General features: G+C 68.3%; 1 protein-coding gene. It reads right to left on the bottom strand.

What is annotated here, in order from left to right; all coding sequences use genetic code 11:
- On the bottom strand, positions 1 to 1,414 hold a 1,414-nt coding region (locus tag HLK59_RS49905; RefSeq protein WP_171148314.1), incomplete at its 3' end, for an APC family permease.
- Between the last annotated feature and the right edge of the window lie 173 nt (positions 1,415 to 1,587).

Here is a 1,587-nt window from a genome sequence, read left to right as displayed (position 1 = left end):
AGCAGGCGCCGATCTTCACGCCGTCCGGGCGCTCGATGACGTTGACGACCGTCGTGTAGAGGAACACCGCGGAGATGACCGCGAAACCGATCGTCCAGTTCCGCTGGCCCGCCTTGCGCGCCGCGATGGTCACCGCGATCGCCGCCGAGCTGATCAGGACCAGTACGCCGGTGGCGTACGCGCCGCCCTGGGCGTCCACGTCGGCGTCGAAGATCCAGGTGACCAGGAACGCGATCAGGGTGAAGACGATGACCATCGGGCGGACGGCCCTGGCCCAGTGCGGGGCCATGCCGTAGCGGGGCAGGTAGCGCGGCATCAGGTTCAGCAGGCCCGCCATGGCGGAGGCGCCGGCGAACCACAGGATGGCGATGGTCGAGACGTCGTAGACCGTGCCGAAGGCGCCACCCAGGTACTCGTGCGCGAGGAAGGCGAGGGCGCGGCCGTTGGCCGGGCCGCCGGACTCGAACTCCTTCTCCGGGATCAGGAGGGTGGTGATGAAGCTGGTGGCGATCAGGAAGCAGCTCATGATCACGGCGGCGGTCGTGAGCAGCTTCTTCGTGTCGCGGATCCGGCCGACCGGGTTGTCATCCGTCTCACCCGGGTCGCCCTTCACGTGCGGCATGACCGCGACGCCTGTCTCGAAGCCGGAGAGGCCGAGGGCGAGCTTGGGGAAGACGATCAGGGCCACGCCGATCATCACGAAGACGTTGCCGTGTTCGTTGGTCAGGGCGGTCGACCAGTCGGTGATCACGTGGCCGGCGGTGATGACGTGCCAGAGGCCGACGAACACGACGACGACGTTCAGGGTGAGATAGATGCCCACCAGGACGACCGCGACGCCGATCGCCTCCAGGAAGCCCTTGAGGAACACCGCGCCGAGCAGGGCCACCAGGATCAGGGTGATCAGGAGCTGCTTGTCGTGCAGGGCGCTGTTCAGGTGCGGGTTCTCGACGAGGTGGGTCGAGGCGTCGGCGGCCGACAGGGTGATGGTGATGAGGAAGTCGGTGGCGGCGAAGCCCAGCAGGGTCAGGACGAAGAGCTTGCCCTTCCAGAAGGTGAGCAGGCGTTCCAGCATCGCGATCGAGCCCTGGCCGTGGGGGCTCTCCTCGGCCACGCGGCGGTACACGGGCAGCGCGCCCGCGAGGGTCACGATCACCAGGACGATGGTCGCGATCGGGGAGAGCAGGCCGGCTGCGAGGGCCGCGATGCCGGGCTGGTAGCCGAGGGTCGAGAAGTAGTCGACGCCGGTCAGGCACATGACCCGCCACCAGGGCTGGCCCTCGTGCTCCGGCCGGGACTCGGCCGGCTGGGCCGACGGGGCCGGTTGGCCGTGGCCGGCTTTGCCCATGTCGGACAGGCCTTCCAGCATCCAGGCGCGCAGCCGGCTGGGCGACGCGTGTTCGGTGGTGGCCATCGGGGCTCCTGTGTGCGGCTCAGAGTGTGGTTCCGGCCATCACACGGACGGCGGCATCAGCGTAAGCGGAGAGTGATGTCAGGGCCTGTGGATGAGGGGGCTGGAGGCGTCAAGCTTCCGTTAAGACTCGCTTTGCGGACGTCTGCGGGGTGGTGAGAGGGGGTGTAGGGGAT

This window comes from Streptomyces sp. S3(2020), from assembly GCF_013044505.1.
Classification (GTDB): domain Bacteria; phylum Actinomycetota; class Actinomycetes; order Streptomycetales; family Streptomycetaceae; genus Streptomyces.
Note: the sequence above shows the minus strand (reverse complement) of the source record. Positions and strands in the feature narration are given on the sequence as shown.